General features: G+C 39.9%; 23 protein-coding genes. 11 read left to right on the plus strand and 12 right to left on the minus strand.

Going from position 1 to position 21,596, the window contains the following annotated elements:
* Positions 1-146 precede the first annotated feature (146 nt).
* The gene (locus MHI23_RS04755; RefSeq protein ID WP_047202875.1) at positions 147-578 is read right to left on the minus strand and encodes an Rrf2 family transcriptional regulator; all 432 of its coding nucleotides are present in this window, start codon (positions 576-578) and stop codon (positions 147-149) included.
* Positions 579-761: 183 nt separating this feature from the next.
* On the opposite strand from MHI23_RS04755, the gene MHI23_RS04760 reads away from it, so the two are divergent.
* Positions 762-1,961, plus strand: coding sequence for a globin domain-containing protein (locus MHI23_RS04760; RefSeq protein ID WP_107163805.1), 1,200 nt, complete (start codon positions 762-764; stop codon positions 1,959-1,961).
* Between the two features lie 76 nt (positions 1,962-2,037).
* Positions 2,038-3,453 (plus strand): SpoVR family protein, encoded by a 1,416-nt coding sequence (locus tag MHI23_RS04765; RefSeq protein ID WP_107163806.1) that lies wholly within the window; start codon positions 2,038-2,040, stop codon positions 3,451-3,453.
* Between the two features lie 48 nt (positions 3,454-3,501).
* On the opposite strand, the gene MHI23_RS04770 is transcribed toward MHI23_RS04765, so the two are convergent.
* On the minus strand, positions 3,502-4,866 hold the full coding sequence (locus tag MHI23_RS04770) for an alkaline phosphatase (RefSeq protein ID WP_107163807.1): 1,365 nt from the start codon (positions 4,864-4,866) through the stop codon (positions 3,502-3,504).
* 353 nt (positions 4,867-5,219) lie between these two features.
* Here MHI23_RS04770 and MHI23_RS04775 point away from each other — a divergent pair, with 353 nt between their 5' ends.
* Positions 5,220-6,050, plus strand: coding sequence for a C40 family peptidase (locus MHI23_RS04775; protein WP_041116968.1), 831 nt, complete (start codon positions 5,220-5,222; stop codon positions 6,048-6,050).
* Between the two features lie 452 nt (positions 6,051-6,502).
* A complete protein-coding gene (locus tag MHI23_RS04780; protein ID WP_342492342.1) occupies positions 6,503-7,903 on the plus strand; it encodes an amino acid permease in 1,401 nt (466 codons plus the stop codon).
* Between the two features lie 64 nt (positions 7,904-7,967).
* Here MHI23_RS04780 and MHI23_RS04785 read toward each other — a convergent pair whose 3' ends face one another.
* The 3 genes from MHI23_RS04785 to MHI23_RS04795 are packed head-to-tail and all read right to left on the minus strand — an operon-like array spanning position 7,968 to position 9,788.
* Positions 7,968-8,258, minus strand: coding sequence for a hypothetical protein (locus MHI23_RS04785; protein ID WP_024425288.1), 291 nt, complete (start codon positions 8,256-8,258; stop codon positions 7,968-7,970).
* Positions 8,246-9,304 carry an anti-sigma factor gene (locus MHI23_RS04790; RefSeq protein ID WP_024426591.1) on the minus strand — a complete coding sequence of 353 codons (1,059 nt, stop codon included), beginning with the start codon at positions 9,302-9,304 and terminating at the stop codon, positions 8,246-8,248. The genes MHI23_RS04785 and MHI23_RS04790 overlap by 13 nt, the downstream gene beginning before the upstream one ends.
* Positions 9,297-9,788, minus strand: coding sequence for a sigma-70 family RNA polymerase sigma factor (locus MHI23_RS04795; RefSeq protein ID WP_024425287.1), 492 nt, complete (start codon positions 9,786-9,788; stop codon positions 9,297-9,299). The genes MHI23_RS04790 and MHI23_RS04795 overlap by 8 nt, the downstream gene beginning before the upstream one ends.
* A gap of 371 nt (positions 9,789-10,159) precedes the next feature.
* Here MHI23_RS04795 and MHI23_RS04800 point away from each other — a divergent pair, with 371 nt between their 5' ends.
* Positions 10,160-10,762, plus strand: coding sequence for a 1-acyl-sn-glycerol-3-phosphate acyltransferase (locus tag MHI23_RS04800; RefSeq protein WP_024425286.1), 603 nt, complete (start codon positions 10,160-10,162; stop codon positions 10,760-10,762).
* Between the two features lie 246 nt (positions 10,763-11,008).
* Here MHI23_RS04800 and MHI23_RS04805 read toward each other — a convergent pair whose 3' ends face one another.
* The gene (locus tag MHI23_RS04805; protein WP_024426590.1) at positions 11,009-12,340 is read right to left on the minus strand and encodes a hemolysin family protein; all 1,332 of its coding nucleotides are present in this window, start codon (positions 12,338-12,340) and stop codon (positions 11,009-11,011) included.
* Between the two features lie 58 nt (positions 12,341-12,398).
* The gene (locus tag MHI23_RS04810) at positions 12,399-12,839 is read right to left on the minus strand and encodes a MerR family transcriptional regulator (RefSeq protein WP_034667702.1); all 441 of its coding nucleotides are present in this window, start codon (positions 12,837-12,839) and stop codon (positions 12,399-12,401) included.
* A gap of 337 nt (positions 12,840-13,176) precedes the next feature.
* On the opposite strand from MHI23_RS04810, the gene MHI23_RS04815 reads away from it, so the two are divergent.
* Both MHI23_RS04815 and MHI23_RS04820 read left to right on the plus strand, forming a co-directional pair.
* A complete protein-coding gene (locus MHI23_RS04815; protein WP_024425731.1) occupies positions 13,177-14,559 on the plus strand; it encodes a hemolysin family protein in 1,383 nt (460 codons plus the stop codon).
* Positions 14,560-14,649: 90 nt separating this feature from the next.
* Positions 14,650-15,042, plus strand: a complete 393-nt coding sequence (locus tag MHI23_RS04820; RefSeq protein WP_024425732.1) for a hypothetical protein — start codon at positions 14,650-14,652, stop codon at positions 15,040-15,042.
* Here MHI23_RS04820 and crcB (MHI23_RS04825) read toward each other — a convergent pair.
* The 3 genes from crcB (MHI23_RS04825) to MHI23_RS04835 are packed head-to-tail and all read right to left on the minus strand — an operon-like array spanning position 15,039 to position 16,519.
* Positions 15,039-15,401, minus strand: a complete 363-nt coding sequence (gene crcB, locus MHI23_RS04825) for a fluoride efflux transporter CrcB (RefSeq protein ID WP_342492343.1) — start codon at positions 15,399-15,401, stop codon at positions 15,039-15,041. The two genes, MHI23_RS04820 and crcB (MHI23_RS04825), sit on opposite strands and share 4 nt — an antisense overlap.
* Positions 15,402-15,797: a fluoride efflux transporter CrcB gene (gene crcB, locus MHI23_RS04830; RefSeq protein ID WP_268479564.1), complete on the minus strand. Its 396-nt coding sequence runs from the start codon at positions 15,795-15,797 to the stop codon at positions 15,402-15,404.
* A gap of 5 nt (positions 15,798-15,802) precedes the next feature.
* Positions 15,803-16,519 (minus strand): glycerophosphodiester phosphodiesterase family protein, encoded by a 717-nt coding sequence (locus tag MHI23_RS04835; RefSeq protein ID WP_125587329.1) that lies wholly within the window; start codon positions 16,517-16,519, stop codon positions 15,803-15,805.
* 305 nt (positions 16,520-16,824) lie between these two features.
* Between MHI23_RS04835 and MHI23_RS04840 the strand changes: the two genes are divergently transcribed.
* The 3 genes from MHI23_RS04840 to MHI23_RS04850 all read left to right on the plus strand — a co-directional run bounded on the left by MHI23_RS04840 (position 16,825) and on the right by MHI23_RS04850 (position 18,940).
* A complete protein-coding gene (locus MHI23_RS04840; protein ID WP_017360338.1) occupies positions 16,825-16,926 on the plus strand; it encodes a YhdX family protein in 102 nt (33 codons plus the stop codon).
* 164 nt (positions 16,927-17,090) lie between these two features.
* Positions 17,091-18,179 carry a mechanosensitive ion channel family protein gene (locus MHI23_RS04845; RefSeq protein WP_024425736.1) on the plus strand — a complete coding sequence of 363 codons (1,089 nt, stop codon included), beginning with the start codon at positions 17,091-17,093 and terminating at the stop codon, positions 18,177-18,179.
* Positions 18,180-18,193: 14 nt separating this feature from the next.
* Positions 18,194-18,940 carry an NAD-dependent protein deacylase gene (locus MHI23_RS04850; protein WP_125587328.1) on the plus strand — a complete coding sequence of 249 codons (747 nt, stop codon included), beginning with the start codon at positions 18,194-18,196 and terminating at the stop codon, positions 18,938-18,940.
* Between the two features lie 40 nt (positions 18,941-18,980).
* On the opposite strand, the gene MHI23_RS04855 is transcribed toward MHI23_RS04850, so the two are convergent.
* Complete coding sequence (locus tag MHI23_RS04855) at positions 18,981-19,835, minus strand: polysaccharide deacetylase family protein (protein ID WP_034282235.1); 855 nt, start codon at positions 19,833-19,835, stop codon at positions 18,981-18,983.
* A gap of 296 nt (positions 19,836-20,131) precedes the next feature.
* Here MHI23_RS04855 and dat point away from each other — a divergent pair, with 296 nt between their 5' ends.
* A complete protein-coding gene (gene dat, locus MHI23_RS04860; protein WP_125587327.1) occupies positions 20,132-20,989 on the plus strand; it encodes a D-amino-acid transaminase in 858 nt (285 codons plus the stop codon).
* A 45-nt stretch (positions 20,990-21,034) separates the two neighbouring features.
* On the opposite strand, the gene MHI23_RS04865 is transcribed toward dat, so the two are convergent.
* On the minus strand, positions 21,035-21,541 hold the full coding sequence (locus MHI23_RS04865; protein WP_025093324.1) for a universal stress protein: 507 nt from the start codon (positions 21,539-21,541) through the stop codon (positions 21,035-21,037).
* Between the last annotated feature and the right edge of the window lie 55 nt (positions 21,542-21,596).

Consider the following 21,596-nt stretch of genomic DNA (forward strand, 5'->3'; position numbering starts at 1 on the left):
GTAAACAAAAAAGTGTTTTCTAGCAATCTATATACCCTAATTATATTGAATCAAACATGATAGTCAATATTTATTTATAATAATTTTAAATAAATTATTATTACAAGAAGGTAAAGAAAAAGACGAAAGAATAAAATTCTTTCGCCTTAAAGCAGGAGCTCTCTGAGAGCATCTTTGTTTTGTGTTAAATCTTTTAGTGTGTATCCGTCAAGAACGCTTAAATAAGCAGTGAGTGCTTCATGAAGTACATGCTTTAATGAACAAATCGGGGAAATGATGCAGCCATTTTTCTTTGGATCAAAGCATTCAACCATGACTAAATCATCCTCTGTATAACGGACAACCTCTCCAATGTTAATGCTTTCTGGGCTTTTTCCAAGCCTGATCCCGCCATTTCTTCCGCGAATCGTGTCTACATACCCGCGTTTTCCAAGATGATAAATCACCTTCGTCAGATGATTTTTAGAAATGCCATAAACATCGGCGATCTGCTGAATATTTGACAGTTCATTGTTTTCTCTTGATGCTAAATAAATGAGTACCCTTAATGAGAAATCTGTGTAATTCGTAAGTTTCATTTTGACGACCTCTAAACCTAATAGAGTTTTGTATCATCGTAACACATTTTAGACAAAAACTGTTCGAGAAAGTGTGAAATGTGACAACATTTAAAACATGTATTATAAATATTGCTTTTAGAGACTGTCTTCCATTACGATAAAGATGTATTTAAAATACTTCTTTTGAAAGAAGGAATGAAGATGTTATCTAAAGATCAAATGAATGCAATAAAGCAATCAGCTCCTCTATTAAAAGCCGAGGGAACCAAACTTGTCACTGTTTTTTATGAAAATATGATTCGCCAGCACCCGGAGCTACTCAATCAATTTAATAAAACAAATCTTATGAACGGAAGTCAGCCAGAGGCACTTGCTGCGACACTATATCAGGCTGCACTGCACATTGATCGATTAGAGGAATTACTACCTGCGGTCAAACAAATTGCCCATAAGCATGTCAGTGTCATGGTCAAAAAAGAGCAGTACCCAATTGTCGGATATCACTTGATTGAAGCGATGAAAGATGTGTTTCGTTTAAGAGAAGAAGATGACACTCTATTAGCGTGGAAAGCTGCATATGACATCATTGCGAATATTTTCATTACCATTGAAGCAGAAATGATGGATGATAATGTGAAGCAGACAGGTGGATGGGCAGATGTGAAGCCGTTTGTGATAAAGAAAAAGAAGCAAGAATCTCCATCGCTTATCTCCTTTTATTTAGTACCAGAAGATGAATCAGAGCTGCCAATGTATAAAGCAGGCCAATACATTACGGTTCAGACAGATATGCCAGGAGAAGCCTATATGTGCAGCAGACAATACAGCTTATCAGACGAGCATCATCCATCTTATTACCGTATTACAGTGAAGCGTGATGGTCATGTGTCCAAATTTTTGCATGATGAAATGGAAGAAGGGGACGTTCTTCAAGTGAGTATGCCGCAGGGAATGTTCTGCTTGCAAGATGACATAAAAGAGCCTGTTTATTTCATCAGTGCTGGGTCTGGTGTCACACCAATGATTGGTTTAGTGAAAACTGCAGCACAAAACAGCCAGACATTTACGATGATTCATGCTGATCGATTAGAGGATGTCATCGCTTTTGAAAATGAGTTTGAACGCGTTTTAGCTTCAGCAGCCCATGGGCGCATCATTCTATGTAATGAACAATTTGCGCAGTCTGGAAAGGGTGAGCTTGTTGAGAAAGCGGTTTCCCGCATTGATCGTCCATTTCTTCAATCGGTGATCGGAGAAGGGAAAGGCCAATTTTATCTATGCGGTTCCCCGGTGTTTACACAGGAGATCATTCATATTTTAAAAGAGCTGGGAATTCCAACAGACCATATTCATTTCGAAGCATTTGGCGGGCAATCCACGAAAGAAATGGAAGTCGTCTAAACGGTTGGAGGAACATCATGTTTTTTTACATACGCTCATATAGTAGGGATAAGTCCGATGAGGAGGGATGGTTTCCTTGAGCGTATCTGAAAAACGTCTTTTACAAAGAGCGATTGATGAAATTACAGAAATTGCAGAAGGATTTGGTCTAGATTTTTATCCGATGAGATATGAAATCTGTCCCGCGGAAATTATTTATACGTTCGGTGCATACGGAATGCCAACACGATTCAGCCACTGGAGCTTTGGGAAGCAATTTCATAAAATGAAGCTTCATTATGATTTAGGGTTAAGTAAAATTTATGAGCTGGTGATCAATTCAAATCCTTGCTACGCCTTTCTACTTGATAACAATACGCTTGTTCAAAATAAATTAATTGTGGCTCATGTACTGGCACACTGTGATTTCTTCAAAAATAATTGCCGTTTCCAAAACACAAAACGAGATATGGTCGAAAGCATGTCAGCAGCGGCAGAGCGGATCAAAGAATATGAGCATATCCACGGAACAAAAGAAGTCGAATCCTTTTTAGACGCGGTATTGGCTATCCAAGAGCATATTGATCCGTCTCTTGTTCGATCAAAATTAAGCTGGAGTATGGACGATGAAGAAGAATATGAAGATGATAAACCAAAACGTCAAACGCCTTATGATGATTTGTGGGGAATGGATGAGCCGAAGACGCGTCAGAAAAAGAAAACCGTCAAACAATTTCCGCCAAAGCCGGAAAAGGATCTTTTACTCTTTATTGAGGCGCATTCCCGGGAGCTGGAGCCATGGCAGCGGGATGTTCTTACTATGCTGAGAGAAGAAATGCTCTATTTTTGGCCGCAGCTGGAAACAAAGATTATGAATGAAGGCTGGGCATCGTATTGGCACCAACGGATAATGCGGGAGCTTGATTTGGATTCAAGTGAATCGATAGAGTTCGCAAAATTAAATGCAGGTGTGGTGCAGCCATCTAAAACAGGCATCAATCCTTACTATTTAGGGCTGAAGATTTTTGAAGATATCGAAGAGCGCTATGACAACCCGTGTGAAGAATTAAAAAAAGCAGGGGTCACAGAAGGATCTGGCCGCAGCAAAATGTTTGAAGTCAGGGAAATTGAATCGGATATTTCCTTTATTCGAAACTACTTAACGAAAGACCTTGTGATGAGAGAAGACTTGTACTTGTTTCAAAAGCAGGGGAGAGATTATAAAGTCATTGATAAAGAATGGAAGGCGGTACGTGATCAGTTAGTCAGCATGAGAGTGAATGGCGGCTTTCCGTATTTGACCGTGATTGATGGCGACTATTTAAAAAATAATGAACTTTATATCAAGCATTGGTATGAAGGCATTGAACTTGATCTGAAATACTTAGAAAAAGTCCTGCCGTATTTATATCAGCTATGGGGAAGAAGTGTGCATATCGAGTCAGTTCTTGAAGGAAAAGAAGTCATGTTTTCTTATGATGGAAAAGGGGTTCATCGGAAATATCTCGCATAAAAAAAGACGAAAAAAGATGTCTCTTAGCAGACATCTTTTTTGCTCGTTTTATTGGTTTTTCAGCAGTTTGAAAATGTGCTTTGCTTGATCGGTGTTTTCCATCAGACCTTTTAGCTGCTCACTTGTTGGACCATATGCATAGAATGGAACTTCATCACCGGTATGACCTGATGTGGTCCAGCCTGTATGTGATCTCGTGTTGATCACTTCTTCAATCGCATCATCAATTTTAACAGCATCCTTTGTTTCAGCGGCCTTTTGAATGGCGGCTGTTTCCTCTTTTGTGAAATCAAGATTGATATATTGTTTCAGCGCTGACTCAATAGGCATGCCGCTGACAATTTTGTTTGCGATAAAGTCAGGCGTCTTTTTCGCTGCTTTGACAGGCTTGTAATCCCAGCTGCCCGAACCGTCTGCTCCGAAGGAAAGTCCGCCAGTTGAATGATCTGCTGTCGTGATGACTAACGTGTTTTTATCCTTTTTCGCAAAACGAATCGCTTCTTCAAATGCTTTCTCAAAATCCTTCATTTCGCTCATCGCACTGACAATATCATGATCGTGTCCAGCCCAGTCAATTTGACTGCCTTCAACCATAAGGAAAAATCCTTTTTTGTTTTTAGACAGCTGTTTGATGGCTGAGGATGTCATATCTTGCAGGGAAGGAGTCGTTTTATCACGATCGATGGCTTTATCTAGACCTCCATCAGCAAAAATGCCTAACACTTTTTCATTTTTGTTTTTTTGTAAGGCGGCTTTATTGGTGACATAATCATAACCGGCTTGTTTGAATTCTTTCGTCAGATCACGATCCTTCCGGACAAAATCGACAAGTCCACCGCCAAGCATGACGTCGACTGTATGCTGTTTTCCGATTTTCTCATCGAAGAAATCATCAGCGATGGCTGCTGTGTTTTTCCTAGACACATCGTGAGCGGCATACGCAGCAGGCGTGGCATTCGTTAATTCAGATGTCACGACAAGACCCGTTGACTTTCCTTTGCGTTTGGCTTCTTCTAAAACGGTTTTTAATTTTTTGCCGTTTTTATTTACACCAATGGCATTGTTGTATGTCTTTTTACCAGTGGCCATGGCTGTACCAGCCGCTGCTGAATCAGTAATGTTACTTTTAGAGTCGTCAGGGTATGTTTTATGCATGCCAGTGAGGTAAGGGTCAAACGCTGTTTGCTTTGAAAGGTCACCGTTGTGTTTAAATGAGCGGTAAGTTGAAAGATAAGGTGTTCCCATGCCATCTCCAATCAGCACGATCACATTTTGCACATCATTTTTCGGCTTCTTTTTAGCCTCAGCTTTGTCAGCTTGTCCAAATTCAATCCCTGAAAAAATGCCAATCGATAGCACAGATGCTGCTGCCACTGCAGCGATTTTCGTTTTTGAGTTTTTCAACACACTCATTCATTTTGCCTCCTCATTGTTTATGTATCGCTCTTACGTTTACAATGGTAGAGCAGAAGTGTGGATTCCTTTTTACAGCACCGTAAAGTTCACTTTAAAATTGTAAAGGTCCACTTTACATAGAATGAACCAAAAAGAGAAATGAATGTATCATTTATCCATGACAAGATGCGATTATTTTGTCATGATTGTGTAATAAAAATGAAATAAAAAGAACCCTAAAAAAAAATAAATTTTGCCGAATTAATAAGCATAATGTCGTAGGAAGTCAAGACTATTTCTTCTGGTATTTGATCCTTATAATAGGGAGTAGATAAAAAATCGGATCAGATAGATACATACAGGAGGAACAAATGAAAAAACAATTGATCACAGCTGCAAGTGCAGTTCTACTTGGGACGACATTATTTGCCGGAGCTGCCTCAGCACAATCAGTAAAAGTTCAAAAAGGTGACTCTCTTTCTGTTCTAGCGAAAAGATACAAAACAAGCGTGAGCAAAATTAAATCAGACAATAAGCTGAAATCTAACGTGATTTATGTTGGACAAACCTTAAAAGTGAATGGCACTTCTTCGAAAAAAGCAGTGAAGACATCAAAAACAACAACAAAAGTAAAAACGGCTTCAGCAACTGCCACTCATAAAGTTGTCAAAGGTGATACATTATCTAAGATCGGCAAAAAATACGGGATGACTGTGAAAGAGTTGAAATCGTTAAATAAACTTAAAACAGACCTCATTAAAATCGGGCAAAAGCTAAAGGTGAAAAAGACGTCTAAAGTAAAGGCGAAACCTGTGAAAGAAAAAACAGTCTCTACTTCTTCCTTAAACACGTCTAAGCTCATAGCAGATGCTAAAGCGCAAAACGGTACTCCATATAGATGGGGTGGAACGACACCGAAGGGCTTTGATTGCAGCGGATTTATGTGGTATATCATTAACAAACAAAAAAAGATTTCAAGACAAACAACTGAAGGTTTCTGGGGATCGATGAAAAGTGTATCCAAACCAAAGGCTGGAGATTTTGTCTTCTTTACAACGTATAAATCGGGTCCATCTCACATGGGTGTCTACCTTGGGAACAATAAGTTTATCCATGCTGCTTCTGACGGTGTAACGATCAGTGATATGACATCAAGCTATTGGAAGCCTATTTATCTTGGAGCGAAAACATTTGTAAACTAATTCATTTTAAGAGACTGCTATGAAGCAGTCTCTTTTTTCATATATCATTTGTGCCGCAGAACTGGTCTTTTTCTCATAGATCACTATCGGTCTAAAGGCTTTAAAATAACATAATTGTGACCCCGCTTTTAAAAAAAGGGTCTTATTTTTGTTGAATAATAAGTATATGAAAAAAATATAATCTTCCATGTTGTATCATAAATAGAGGGAGACAAACTATCAATTGAATAAGGATTGAAGAAAATCTAACCGTTTTATTGACAATATTTTCGTTGATATATAAGAATTTTCACTCTATTTTTTAAAAAAGTGTTTTCATTTTTTAATTTTCATATATAATAATTTTACGCCACCAATTTATTGTGCTAAATTTAATCTAAATATTCAGAAAATATTGTGAATTATATGAATGTGGCGTCTTTAGACTGATACTAAGTTTTGGGAGTGATGGTATGAGCAATTCGTTGTTTAGAAAAAAGAGCATTTCAGAGCTCATTGCGGCAACACAAGGGGAAAAAGCATTAAAAAAGGAATTGGGTTCATTTGATTTAACCATGCTGGGCATTGGAGCCATTATCGGGACAGGGATATTTGTTCTAACAGGTACAGGAGCCGTCACTGCGGGGCCAGGACTTGTGCTATCATTTGTCATCGCAGGTCTTGCTTGTTTGTTTGCAGCACTGTCATATGCGGAATTTGCTTCCACAGTGCCTGTGTCAGGGTCTGTGTATACATTTACGTACGCATCAATGGGGGAATTTCTAGCATTCATCATTGGCTGGGATTTAATATTAGAATATATGCTGGCTGCTAGTGCCGTTTCAGCGGGCTGGTCAGGCTATTTTGTGTCTTTTTTAAATGGGATAGGGGTTCATATACCAGTTGAGTTAACAGCAGCACCAGGTGGTTTAAAAGGGCAAGTGACATATTTTAATCTTCCAGCATTTATTATTTTAATGGTCATCACCTTCCTGCTGTACTTTGGTATTAAAGAATCAAAACGAGTCAATAACATCATGGTTATTATGAAAATTGCTGTGATTCTGCTCTTTATTTTAGTCGCTGTGAAATATGTAAAACCTGAAAACTGGACACCATTTGTTCCATTTGGGACATCAGGGGTTTTAAGTGCAGCAGCCCTCGTATTCTTTGCATTTATCGGGTTTGATGCAGTTGCTTCTGCGGCAGAGGAGACAAAAAATCCATCACGCAACCTGCCTAGAGGGATTATTACTTCCTTATTGATTTGTACACTGCTTTATGTCGTTGTCAGTGCGATTATGACGGGCATCGTTCCTTTCATGAATTTTGAAGGAGTATCACATCCAGTGTCTCTCGTTTTACAAGTAGCCGGACAAAACTGGGTGGCTGGTATTGTGGATGTCGGAGCGATTCTAGGGATGACAACCGTAATGCTTGTCATGCTGTACGGCCAGACACGCGTGATGTTTGCTATGTCTCGTGATGGCTTGGTGCCAAAGGTATTATCAAAAGTTCACCCAAAGCATAAAACACCTTACATCAATACACTGTTCTTCGGTACATTGTCAGCATTAATGGGTGGATTTATTCCACTTGATGAGCTGGCAAGCCTAGTGAATATCGGGACACTTTCAGCATTTATTTTGATTTCAGTGGCGGTCATTGTGATGAGAAAAACGCAGCCGGACTTACCACGAGCTTTCAGATGCCCAGCAGTTCCGCTTATTCCGATCTTGGCTATTCTATCTTGCGGATTGCTCATTTATAAGCTTGGTGCAATCACCTTTGTTCGTTTCTTAATCTGGCTTGCCATTGGGCTGGTTGTGTATTTCTTATATTCAAGAAAGCATTCAGAATTGAATAAAAAGTAAATGAAAAAAGCCCGTGCTGCTTGGCATTAGTCAAGTAACACGGGCTTTTGCTTTTGAGTGCTGATTAAAAACCTAACTGAAGATCGACATCGATTGATACGATGGCATAGACACAAACAATGACAAAGATATTCAGTACGACACCGAGGAAACCTGGACCCGTACGGCCTTTTTTAATGAACAGTTCAATAATGCCAAATGGAACTGCGGCCATTGCAAAAGGAAGCATTTGAAAAGAATAAAATGTCACGTTGCTGATAATGGCGAGGTTTAGCATGAGCAGGGATAATATCGCTGTGCCGACAGAAATCCAGCCAAATACATTATGCTCTTTAAAAATTCTTACCAATTCCATAATTCCACCTCGCTCACTTTTGCCGTTTTAATGCGTTTTGTCTTTACAAATTTCTCAATTTCTTTAGAAGGTCCAGTGACCACAGAGCCATAAACGGTGACGCCATTTTGATCGATATAGCGTATACGATTAGACAGATCAAGATCAGGTCTGCCAGAGATCGTTGTTGCCCATGTCGGGTGCTGATTAACATAAGCAAGGGCATCTTTGAATTGATCTACCTCAGTTTTTGATGTGTGCTGAAGCTCTTTTAAAAATTCAGAGTCCTTCCCAGGAAAGCCGATTGGCCGCTGATTTCCACTTAATGAATCCTCTGTTTTAATCGCATTCCACAGCACTTTCATATCATATTTTTTAGCAAAGGAATAAATATCCTTTGGTGTGTAAGCTCTGTCATAGGATACATACACTTCACTTACTGTTCCTTCAGGAAGCTTGTCTAACGTAGTGAGTGTTTGTTTTTTTGAGGCATCTGCCTGCGCCGAAGGATGGGTAAAGAAACCCTCCGTTTCGCGTGCGCTGTCACCATAATAAGAGATAGTAGGCTGCTTTAATTTATCGAAAAACATCTCGATTTGTTCACTGCCAATGGCTTCTGTTTTATTGCCAATTTGCTTTTGCAGCTTCAATTCGGTGTTCATTCCAAAAAGCTTGACCTGACCTTTTAAATCCTTCATATCAATGGCCACGTTTGGTTTGGTCAAAGCGACGGTGACAGCGGCTGTTTCCATGAAGTGATTGCCTTTGCTCTCGGCTCCGCCAACGCCGTAGTATAAATAACTTCCTAATGTACAAAGCGGTAAAATAATGAGTGTCGATATGACAGCAAGTACGGAAATACGTAAATATGACTTTCTTTTTCCGTATTGTAGAATGGCTTTTTGCTTCTCAGGACTGATGGAAAAATCTGTCCAATCCGAGTCGTTCAGTTCCTGGCTTAAGCGTTTTTCGTTTTCTTCCAGCTCTTCCTCAAACGCTATCATTTCTTCCTCATTCATCTCACCATTATTATATTGTTCCCATCGCTTGTTAAACTCTTCATTCATCATTAACACCTCTGTTGTAAAGTGCTTTTAGGCGCTGCCTTGCACGAAATAAAACACTTTTGAAATTTGCTTCAGTAATATTCATGACCTTGGATGCTTCCTTGTAATTTAGTTCTTTTAAATAATACAATGTCAACGCTTCCTTGTAGTTATCTGGAAGCTGCTCTAAATACATGGTGAGGACTTCCTTTATTTCAACCTGTTCAGCAGGGCTTTGTACAGACGTTTGTAAAAGACCGCCAATGAGGTCATCCGATATGGTCACTTCTTTTTTATGTTTCCTGACATAATCAATAAAAGCATTTCGTGCCACCTGAAATAACCAAGGTTTCACTTTGCTATGGTCGTAGGAATGAATATGTATATACGCACGCATAAAGGTTTCCTGCAATAAGTCTTCTGCCAAATGTTTGTCTTTTGTCATGGAGAGCAGAAACCTGTAAACATCGTTCATATACATTTGATAAATTTCATCGATCGTCACTGATTTTTCTCCCCTCTATGTTATACACGCATAAGAAAGGCATAAAGTTGCACGAAACTTCTCATTACCGTACATTACTCATTTCTTTCGCCGAATCAAAATCATTTCTCCTTATCATAGCGAAATTTGCATCATTTATAAAGTATTTTCAATAGAACAAATCAGGAAAAAACATCGAAAAACGACAAAATTGGACACAATTCCTATTCTATTCTCCCCTAAAACCTTGTGCTTGAATACAGGCAGAACGTTCATTTTTAAACGAAAAAAATAGGGAGGATTGGACTGTGTACAAATTTTTAGTACCAGGTAATAAAAAATTTGTTATAATAGAGACAAATCCTTCATTCTTCAAACAAAGGAAGTGCACTATGTATAAATTTTCAGGCTATACCGTCAAACTATTATTTGGTCTCCGAGGTGGAATCAAAGTATATCAAAAAGAGAATCTGCCAACTGATCGGGGTTTTGTCATTGCTTGTACACATGAGGGTTTTGTGGATGTTCTTGCATTAGGCGCAGGAATTCTTCCGTTTGAGATCCACTACATGGCGAAAAAAGAATTGTTTGCAAATAAATGGATCGGTGGATTTTTAAAAAAGATTCATGCCTTTCCTGTTGATCGAGAGAATCCTGGGCCAAGCAGTATTAAAACGCCCATTAAATTATTAAAAGAGGGAAAGATCGTTGGGATTTTTCCAAGCGGAACACGTACAACAGAGGATGTTCCTCTAAAAAGAGGGGCGGTTACCATTGCGCAGCTCGGTAAAGCGCCAATTGTTCCAGCCGCATACAAAGGACCTTCAAATGCGAAAAGTCTTTTCAAAAAAGGGAAAATGCGCTTAATCATCGGTGAACCGATTGAGCTGTCTGAATTTGACCATCTGCCGCCAAAAGAAAGATTAGGTGCCATGACAGAAGTATTAAACACAAGAATCAAAGAGCTAGAAGCTCAATTAATGGAAAAGGCATAAGAAAAACGACCGCTTGCTTAGGCAAGGGTCGTTTCAGCGTGTAGACAAACCCTCGCATTCGGTGTCAGTCCTGCGTGCCGGTGCTCACGAATGCTCAATTCGCTCCGCTCCGGTACTCGTCCTTCCTAGACTTCAAAGGTTTTCTATCACGCTGAAAAAGAAGACAAAGGGCTAAAATAAAAATCATTTTAGCCCTTTGTCCACAATGTGAAACGCCCACTTGCTTAAGCAAGTGGGCGTTTTTTGTTACGAAGCGCCTTCTTCAGCTGCTTCTAATAATTGTTCATTTAACTTTTTTACTTCGATGTATGCCACATGGTGTCCATCGACTTCATTAATAATAAATTCATAGCCTTGTTCGCGAATGGCGTCATTTTTCTCTACTTCATATTTCTGAGTAAGGAACCAGCCGCCGATTGTGTCGACCTCTTCATTATCAAGCTGTGTACCTAATAGGAGGTTGACTTGATCAACAAGAACCTTGCCATCAAAGATGTAATGGTCTTCTCCAAGTTTACGCACTTCGTTGATTTCATCAATGTCGAACTCATCACGAATTTCACCAACGATTTCTTCAAGGATGTCTTCAACGGTCACAAGACCTGCTGTACCGCCATATTCATCTGATAAAATGGCCATGTGTACACGTTCACGCTGCATTTTGAGCAGTAAATCATGAACAGGAACCGTTTCAATCACATGAATAATCGGATTTACAAACTTCTCGATCGTATCGCTTGTAGAGCACTCACCGCTAATGCAGGCAGTGAGAACCTCTTTAATGTTAAGAACACCGATAATGTTGTCTTTGTCGCCATCTTCAATTGGATAACGTGTATATTTCTCTACCTTTGTTACCTTCAGCATTTCCTCAATGGTAATATCATACGGGAAGCTGACAACTTCGGTACGAGGAATCATAATTTCTTTCGCCAGACGGTCATCAAATTCGAAAATTTTATTTACATATTTGAATTCAGACTGGTTAATCTCGCCGCTCTTATAGCTCTCTGATAAAATAATCCGCAATTCTTCCTCAGAGTGCGCCATGTCATGCTCAGATACTTGCTGAAGACCGAACGCTTTCGTTAACAAACGAGCAGATCCATTTAATACCCAAATGAACGGGAACATCACTTTGTAAAAGATCATCAGTGGTCTAGCAAAAAGAAGGGATACTTGCTCAGCCTTTTGAATGGCGAGTGTTTTCGGTGCAAGTTCTCCAACAACAACGTGTAAAAACGTCATGATACTAAACGCGATAATAAAAGTGACAATAGAACTAGCTGATTGAGGAATGGACAACTCTGCAAAGAGCGGCGCAAGCATATGCGCAATTGTTTCTTCCCCTAACCAACCAATACCAAGGGCGGTAATGGTAATACCAAGCTGACAGGCTGATAGGTACTCATCAAGGTGAGTCGTTACATGCTTGACAGCAACTGCTGTTTTATTACCTTCTGCGATTAACTGATCAATTCTTGAGCTTCTTAAGCGAATGATCGCAAACTCTGATGCAACGAAAAACGCGGTTAAAGCTATAAGTAAAGCAACTATGAGTAAATTAACTATGTCCAATTAAGGCCTTCGTTCTGACTTTGAGAACGAAGGTAACACCTCCTGTTTAGTAAAAATTTTAACTTAACAGCAGTAAAAATGATTGGACAGCCGTCATTTTTTCAGGAGTAAGCTGCTCTTTTAGTTTTTCACGTTGTTCTGGCTGAAGCTGCTTACAACGTGCCAAAATGCGGTCCATATGCTCATTCATCCGATCGATATCAGAGGTTAAATGGACAAGTTCATCATGATCTTCCTTTTGAGAAGGGAATTGTTCATCTAATCTGGATTTGATGTCAGAAAGAGCCAATCTCTGCTGTTTGCAAAGAACGATTAATTGTAATCGTTTTAAAGCATATTCATCGTAATAACGATAATTTGAGCAAGATCTAACAGGCGCAAGCAAACCTAGATTTGTATAATAATCTACAGTTCGTTTCGTCACCTGTGCAATCTGTGCTAGTTCACCAATACGATACTTTTTCTCAGCCCCATCTGAACATCTCCTCCTAACCGTCACGTTATAGTTTATGAAAATAGTTTAATATAATTCTAGTCTGAAACACAAGTTAATTGTTCATATTTCCTGCCAATAAGAAGAAACAGAGGAGGATTTCCCTCAATTTAGTCAGTCATGTCAAAAACAGCATGATGATACAGGAATTTTCAGATTATTTATGGTAAGATAAAATGAATACCGTTTCATATATATGTAGAGAGGCGGAATTTTACGTGAACCGGAGGTGGTTAAGTGGGGCCCTCAATGTAGTCTTATTTAATCAGTTAACCGTTTTGCAAAACATAACATCATCAATCAGGAGGTGACTCCTTGTTCTTCTAAGAAAGAGCAAGGTTAAATGGACGATATTGTTAATCTGAGTATAGTCGGTGTTTTGATTGCTTTAACAGCTTTCTTTGTTGCATCTGAATTTGCCATAGTAAAGGTGAGAAGTTCAAGAATTAATCAACTTGTTGCCGAAGGGTCCAAAAAGGCCATCATGGCGAAAAAGGTGACATCAAGGCTAGATGAATATTTGTCAGCCTGTCAGCTCGGTATTACAGTGACATCCCTTGGTTTAGGGTGGATTGGTAAGCCGGCTGTGAAAGAACTTTTGGTTCGAGGTTTTGGTTTGACAAACATTCCTGATTCAGCAATCAGCCTGATCTCAGCAACACTTGCGTTCTCTATTATTACCTTTTTGCATGTAGTTGTAGGCGAGCTTGCACCAAAAACGCTTGCCATTCAAAAGGCGGAAAAAATGACACTATGGCTGTCAGGCCCGCTGCATGCATTTTATATCCTTATGTTCCCTTTCATTTATGTGTTAAACGGGTCAGCACGTCTGCTAACTAAAATGATGGGCATTGATATGGGGTCTGAAAAAGAACATTCCCATTCTGAAGAGGAACTGAAGATTTTATTATCTGAGAGCTTAAAAAATGGGGAAATCAACCCATCAGAATATAATTATATGAACAAGATTTTCGATTTCGATAATCGAATTGCCAGAGAGATCATGGTACCGCGGCGAGAAATTTGTGCGATTCCAGAAGATATGCCGTTAGATGATATCCTCGCCATCATGACGCAGGAAAAGTATACACGTTTCCCTGTGTTTTCAGGAGATAAAGACCATGTCATCGGCATGCTGAACAAAAAGCAGCTCTTTGCAGATCTTGTGTATCAAGGTGAAAAAGATCAACTGAAAATTCAAGATTATATATATCCAGTGATTGAGGTTATCGACACGATTCCTATTCAAGAGCTTCTCGTCAAGATGCAGCGTGATAGAATGCATATGGCGATCTTAACTGACGAATATGGCGGAACGTCTGGACTTGTCACAACGGAGGATATTTTAGAAGAGATTGTCGGAGATATTCGAGATGAATTCGATGAAGATGAACAGCCAGTGATTCAAAAAAGAGCCGATCATCATTATGTTTTAGATGGCAAAGTGAGATTAGATGAAGTTCAAGATTTGATCGAGATCTCTTATCATGATGAGGAAATTGATACAATCGGCGGACTCATCTTAAAAGAGAATATTGATATCAGAGAAGGACAATCCGTCTATCTTGATGATATTCGAATGAAAGTGCTGGAAATGGATGGACGCTACGTTAAAAAGATCGATTTGAAAAAAGGCGTCACATCGTCAGAAAAAGGCAGTGCACGCACTGGACTTGATATAAAGGAGCCGCTGCTAGTAAACGAAATGACCTTGAGCGAAAAATAAGCTCAAGGTTTTTTTAGGTATTTAGTCTCTTTTATACGAATATATGTTCGGTATATAATAAGAACAAACGTTCGATAGAGGGGGATGGACATGCTTTGGTATGAAACAGCAAGTATCACGGAGAAGAAAACCTCAATGAAACGAATTGAGTTTCATTTAAAGAATTTCAAAAATTATCAAGCAGCAATCTTAAATATCGAAAGGCAGCTTGAAAAAAGAAGCCCGCATCATCTCGACCACATGACACGGAAAAAGTTAGAAGAGCAAAAAAATCAGTATGAACTCATCGTTGCTTGTATTGAAACGGCATTAAAAGAGTTGGACGAAATAGAGCAGCAGCTCATCGATTACAAATATTTTCGAGATTGGCGGATGGCAAAGTGTGCAATGGAAATTGGCTATAGTGAAAAAACACTCTTTTTGATGAAGCGCCAGCTGATGGATCAGCTGCTCATCAGCTTAGCCGCTATTACCAATATTTAAAGATGCTGTCCTATTTGATAAAACGCAGCAAAGAGACATAAAGACCCGATGATTGTGACCAATAAGTAGACAGCAAGTTGTCCAATTAGCCGCTCTTGCAGCATGGACGCAGCCTCTACACTAAATGTAGAGAAGGTTGTAAAACCACCGAAAAACCCAGTACCTATGATCATTAGCAGCGGATCACTGTCAGTCACTGCACCTGTCAGTAAACCTAAGCCGGCAGCGCCGAGTAAGTTGATGAGAATAATACTATACGGAAAACGAGTATGAAACTTGGTTTTCTGAATCGATTGACTGAGGAAAAAACGAAGGGCACTGCCTATCCCGCCGGCAACAGCTGTATAAAATACAATCATTTATCTGCTTCCTTTCGGCTGCTCATCTTGTTGAAAGAGGCGCTGAGCGGTGATCAGTCCACATAAGGCAGCGCCCACTCCAGCAATCACTGAGAGTAGAATGTACATGATACTTGATGTGAACAGTCCATCCTGTAATAAGAGAACCGTTTCTTTAGAAAAAGTGGACATTGTCGTAAAACCACCGCAAAATCCTGTTCCGACCAAAGCAGCAAGATATTTTTTTCCTTTCCGAAACATAAAATACCCTGTTGAAAAGCCAAGAAGCAGACTGCCTGTCATGTTTTCAATCAGTGTTGCATAGGGGAATGTCTGGCTGACAACGGATTGGCTAAGTTCATATCTGCAAAGAGTACCAACCAATCCACCGATAAATACGGCGAGATATGCTTTCATTTACATCATTTCTCCTTTAGAAAAAATGGCGGGTGATCCGTCACCACTCCATCAATGTGGTATGTTTTCATCCTGTCGGCTGTTTTTTGATCTTTCACTGTCCATATAAAGACATCCATTCCAAATGAGTGGATGCGATCAATCCACCATCTGCTGATCATCGTTTTCTTCATATTAAGACAATCCGCAAAGGAGCTGTACTCCGCTAATTTCCTTTTCGTCAGTTTAAAGGCAGAGGGTTTTATAATAAAAGCTGTTCGAAGAGAAGGGGCGTAAGCTTTGACTCTTTGAAGTGCATTGGCATCAAAAGATTGAACCATGATGTGACGGGAATAGGCAAACCGGTTGATGATGTCGACAACTGCCTTTTCAATCCCAATCTGCCGTTTTGGATGCTTGATCTCAATCAGTATCCCGACACGCTGACTGTATCTTTCAAGAATTTCCTGTAAGGTGGGAATTCGTTCGTTGGCGTACTGAGAATGAAACCAGCTTCCTGCATCCAATTTCTTCAGCCGATCAAGTGTATAACCTTTCACTAAGCCGCTTCCGTTACTCGTTCGATCAACAGTATCATCATGGATGACGGCTACGTGCTGATCCATTGTCAGCTGGACGTCTAACTCAATATAATCCGCACCCTGCTGAACAGCTAAATCAAATGCGGCGATTGTATTTTCTGGGGCAGCGCTTGAAGACCCTCTATGCGCGATAATATACACATGCTCCAGCTCCTGACATAAGTTCTGGTCTTATCATATCAAATTTTTGCTGTTTTTCCTTCTTTACTATATGGTACGAGGGAGAGCTGTATGTAATGGAACATGGCATATGGTGAGAAAGCATCGTGTATGAAAGGTGAAAAGTTGCAGGAATATCCCAAGCTCTTATTGAGTAAATCTGAACTACATCATTTTTTCTTCGATCAATTTTGTCCAAATCGTCAGCGTTCGTCAAAATATTAGTGCTTTCGTCATGTTGACTGAAAATTCTGATGTTTTATAATGATGAAAAGGAGGCGAGATGATTGGGTAAAGGGAGAATTAGAGTGGAAGAACGTATTAAGGCCGAAACGGATGCTGAAATGTTTAAAGCGACTCTCCTTGATCAGGCACAGAAGAAAAAGTAGTTTGCTGCCCGTCGATATGTCTCTAGCCAAAATTTCATATTTGAACTTCATGCCTCGGGATCAGTCCCGAGGCTTTTTATGTAGAGGTCAGACATTTAAGAGAGGACATGAACGAAGGTTATATTATAAACTAGAGAGGATTGTTTTAAAGGAGAGAGACAGACATGTTTACACAAAAATGGATGGATACATATTTTACAGTAGATATTGCGATCCAAATTGGTATTAGCCTTTGTATTTTATTGCTTTTTTTATTGCTTCGGAAAGTATTTACGAAGTATTTATTTCAGCTTCTGTTTAGGCTGACGAATCGGTCTAAAACAGAGGTCATTAACCAAATTGTTGTGGCATTTGAAAAACCAGCCAGGCTGTTTTTCGTGGCACTTGGTTTATATTTTGCGTTAAGACAAGCGCCATACTTTGAGCATCATATGGATGTCATCATTAAATTGTATAGATCTTCTATTATATTGATGCTGACGTGGGGGCTTTGTAATTTAACCGCTGCATCTTCTTTCTTGTTTCAAAAGGTCAATTCGAAATTTGAATTAGATATGGATGATATTTTAGCACCATTTTTATCAAAGGTACTTCGCTTCATTATTATTGCACTGAGTATTAGTGTCATTGCACAAGAATTTAATTATGACGTAAATGGACTTGTGGCAGGTCTCGGTCTAGGTGGTCTAGCCTTTGCGCTCGCCGCGCAGGATACAGTGGCTAACTTTTTTGGAGGGATTGTTATCATTACAGAGAAGCCTTTTACGATGGGCGACTTTGTGGAGACACCAAGTGTTCTTGGGACTGTGGAGGACATTACATTTCGAAGTACAAGGTTTCGAACACCTGCTGAAGCCGTCGTGACCGTTCCGAATTCTACGCTTTCAAAGGAGCCAATCACAAACTGGACAAGAATGAATAAACGTCAGATCACGTTCTCTGTTCGCGTTTCTTACAATACACCAAAGGAAAATATTGATCAGTGTATTAAGCGTCTCAAACAGATGCTTCACGAGCATGATGGTGTGCATAAGGAGACAATCATGGTAAATCTCGATGTACTGGCAGACAGCTATTTGAACTTGTTTTTCAACTTTTACACAAACACGACAGCTTGGTCTGAAAACCTTGATATTAAGCAGGATATTAACTATCGCATCATAGATATTTTCCACGAGGAAGGCGTAGAATTTGCTTTCCCTGGTCAGGCCATTTATATGAAACAAAAAGGTGAGAAGCAGCTGGGTGAATAAAGGAGGAATGGTGAGTGGACCAAACAAAGGTGGATGTGTTAAGAGAGAAATTATCGCAGGCTTCACATATCACAGTACTCTCAGGTGCAGGTATGAGTACAGAATCGGGTATTCCTGATTTTAGATCAACGGGTGGTCTGTGGACAGAAGATACTTCCCGCATGGAGGCGATGAGCCGGTCCTACTTTTTATCAAACCCTCATCAATTCTGGCCAAAATTTAAAGAATTGTTTCAAATGAAAATGAGTGGAGAATATGAGCCAAATAGCGGGCACACCTTTTTAGCCAGCCTTGAGCAACAAGGGAAGCATGTGGATATTTTTACCCAAAATATTGACGGTCTTCATAAAAAGGCGGGAAGCCAGCATGTATATGAACTCCATGGCTCCATTCAAACGGCCACTTGTCCATCGTGTCAGGCGGTATATGATCTGCCTTATTTATTAAAAGAAGAGGTGCCGGTCTGTCAAAGGGTTTCCCCAGACGGCAGTACGTGTGGACGTGTGCTAAAAACAGATGTTGTTCTTTTTGGAGATATGGTCAAACATCTTGATCAAGTGGAGACATCACTTCAGAAAACGGACATGCTGCTCGTCATGGGGACTTCCCTAGAAGTAGCGCCAGCAAGATATATTCCAGAAGATGCAGCTCATGATCCTTCCATCTTCATGGTGATGACGAATTTGAGTGAAACAGAATTCGATCCGCTTTTTGATCTTGTCTTTCATGAGCGAATTGGCGATCTCGTGAAAGCTTTATAAATCATTAAAAAACCCGCATCCTAAAGGTGCGGGTTTTACTTTATTGCTGCAGCGGCTTCATTGTTTCATCAAGGACTTCAAATGTATAGCCCTTTGCCTTTAGCTGCGTGATTAAGCTGCTTAAGTATTTTGCCGTCGCCGGCTGATCATGCATTAAGATGATTTTTGGTTCTTTTGGATATTTTGTCTCCAGCACTTGCAGCTGATTTAATACCTCTGGTACATATTTTGAGCTTTTATATTTCCAGTCAAGACTGTCAATGGTCCAGTCCCAGTAGACAAAGCCTTTTTGTTTTAAACGTGCTTTTTGCTGATCGGTTAAATTTGGGGTGCTGCCATAAGGTGTTCTTACAAGATGGGTATACTCACCTGTGACAGAAGCCAAAATGCGCTGATCTTCCTTCATCTCGTTAACAGGAGAATCACTTTTTTGATAAAAGCGTTTCACATCATGGGTAATACCATGAAGCCCTAATTGATGACCTTCTTGATGGAGTCTTTTCACAGCTGCCGGGTGTTCTTTAATCTGCGGTCCGAGCATAAAGAATGTGGCTTTCACTTGATGCGCTTTTAGCACATCTAACAGCTGATTTGAAGTCGCTGATGGACCATCATCGAAGGTTAAAAAGATCGTTTGATCCGTTACATGTTTATTTGAATGGATCTTAAAATGTGCATCTAATGTTTTCCGAGAAGCATCTTTTGCTTTCATACTAGTACTTGTGTCCCTAAATTGACTGCTCGCAGACAATTTCGCCGGCTGATCTGCTGCCTGCATATTGGTTTTGGACATATCCCAAATAAAAAAGAGGATTAGTGTCAGGATGACAAAACCAATCGCCTTTGAGAGCAGCATTGTGTTTGAAGGTGTCTGTTTTTTTTTAACCCGTTGCATTACAATCGCTCCAATAAATCAAAAATTTGTGTCGAATCATGTAGTAGATTCTGTCTTTTTCCGCTGTTTTTTGTCATGTTTATATGGTGTCAGTATACAGGAAAAAAGAGCCTATGAATATAGAAGTTGCTAAAAAATTGGAATCTTTTTGGTTATGAATCTATATTTGTTACAATAGAAGGTTATCCATTTCTTATGATGTGAAATAATTCTGAATAATCATTGAAACGTACCCATTTATCCGCTAAGATAGCATCAGATTCAACCATTAATGCAAAGCGAAGGGGAGATTCCATATGAAAGTATTGTACAATGGAGATTTCATTGAAAAAAAGGATGCACATGTTGATATTGAGGACAGAGGCTATCAATTTGGTGACGGAGTCTATGAGGTCATCCGTGTATACAATGGTACTTTGTTTACGTTAAAAGAGCATACAGAGCGTCTGTTCAAGAGTGCAAAGGAAATTGGCATTCATCTGCAAGGTACAGTATCTGATATGGAAGAAAAGTTACAACAGCTCGTCGCTCACAATCAATTAACAGATGGCGGTGTGTATATTCAAGTCACGCGGGGTGTCGCCCCTCGTAAACATCAATATAGTGATTCTCTTACTCCTCAAATCACGGCATATACGTTCCAGGTGAAAAAGCCTGTTCAAGAGCAGAAAGCTGGGGCAAAGGCCATTTTATCTGAGGATCTTCGCTGGTTAAGGTGTGATATCAAAAGCTTAAACCTTTTATATAACATCATGGAAAAGCAGAAAGCATCTGAAGCTGGTGCGTTTGAAGCAATCCTTGTGAGAGACGGTTTTGTGACCGAGGGAACCTCCTCGAATGTATATGCCGTGATTAATGGCGTGATTCGTACTCACCCTGCAAACAATCTCATTTTAAACGGCATTACTCGTAGAAAGCTGCTGGAGGTATGTGAGGAAGAAGGGTGTACTGTTGAAGAAACTCGTATAAGCAAAGAAGAACTGCTGCGCGCTCAGGAAATTTTCATCAGCTCGACGACAGCTGAAGTCATTCCGATTGTTGAAATAGATGGCGAGCCAGTAGGGGAAGGCGTTCCGGGCAAGCTGACAAAGCGCGTACAGGAAGGCTTCCAGCAAAAAATTAAACATGAAAGTGAAGCATCGATCTCTTCATAAATAAAAAAGGCTGTAAACTAATGTTTACAGCCTTTTGTGATGCATTTATTTCACAATAAGCACAGGTATATCTGATTTTGCTGATAACTTTTCACTCACACTGCCAAACAGCATTTTTTTCAATCTGCTTTGGTCACGTGCTCCCATGACGATGAGGTCTGCTGATATTTCCTCCGCATATTCGATAATCGCTTCCGCTGGTTCTCCCTCTACAATTTCAATGGCAGCCTCAAACTGCTCCTCATTTAAAAGCATTCTTGCTTCCGCAACGACCTCTTCTGTATGGTCTTCAAAAATCAAGGGACTTTGCTGTTCATCATGAGGTACATATACAGGGGGTGTTTGAAGATCTGCCGTACCGCCGCCGATATAAGCTCCGCCAGTCATTGGGCGCGGCACATCAAACACCTGTCTGTCTGTTTTGCCATCATGTGCATAGGTAACGGTCAGCTTGGCATGTAAGGTTTTAGCTAAAGCGATTGCCTTTTTTAATGCTTTCTTACTGTCTTCATGTCCATCAAACGCTACGACCATCCGATCAGCTTGAAACAATGTCCTCATTCCTTTCAAAAGGAGTCTTTACACTCATGGTATACCCGTTAATAGA

The organism is Bacillus sp. FSL M7-0003 (genome assembly GCF_038628485.1).
Lineage (GTDB): Bacteria > Bacillota > Bacilli > Bacillales > Bacillaceae > Bacillus > Bacillus safensis.